Genomic DNA, 827 nt, shown 5'->3' with positions numbered 1-827 from the left:
GAGTGTGGGACATAAAGTACCAGGATAAGTGAAAAAAGACAATTTCTATTGAAATAATATAGAAATTGTCTTTTTTATAATTTTTTTGATTATTTTCAGCTCGTTGAGCTGTTACTTTTCTTATATTAAGTGCCATTAGCACAAATCCTAATTCTCTTTTGGCTTTATCTATCCCTCGAACGGACATTCTAGTGAAACCCAAAATAGCCTTCATAAATCCAAAAACAGGCTCCACATCAATTTTTCTTTGACTGTAGATGGTTTTTGTTTTTGGTTCTGAAAGCTTTTTATTAATTTGGGCTTTAAAATATTCCCAATTATAATTTTTCATTATTTTTTTATTTGTTTTTGAATTGAAGTTCATACATTGTTGTTTCAGAGGGCATTCTGAACAATCATCACATTCATATAATTTAAAGTCTCGTTTAAAACCATATTTATCATGACGATAGGCATATCTTTTAAATCCTAGTCTTTTATTATTCGGACAAATGAATTCATCGTTAATTTCGTCATAATCCCAATTTTGAGTATTAAAGATGTCACTTTTATATTTTTTAGTTTTATCTTTTATAAACATTCCATAAGTTATGAGTGGCGTTCGATTAAAATTATCTATAATTGCCATATAATTGGCTTCGCTACCATAACCTGCGTCAGCTACAATATATTCAGGTAAATGACCGTAGGTCTCTTGTATTGTATTTAAAAAAGGTATCATTGTTCTTGTATCAGTCGGATTTTGATACACATCATAAAATAAAACAAATTGAGAATTTGTCGCTATTTGTAAATTATACCCCGGTTTAAGTTGTCCATTTTTCATA

General features: G+C 29.0%; 1 pseudogene. It reads right to left on the bottom strand.

Going from position 1 to position 827, the window contains the following annotated elements:
- Window positions 1-827 (bottom strand): annotated as a pseudogene (locus tag AC1Q7N_RS11705) (IS1182-like element ISSep1 family transposase); the annotation flags it as partial.

The organism is Staphylococcus sp. GW823-FHT05F06 (assembly GCF_058795495.1).
Note: the sequence above shows the minus strand (reverse complement) of the source record. Positions and strands in the feature narration are given on the sequence as shown.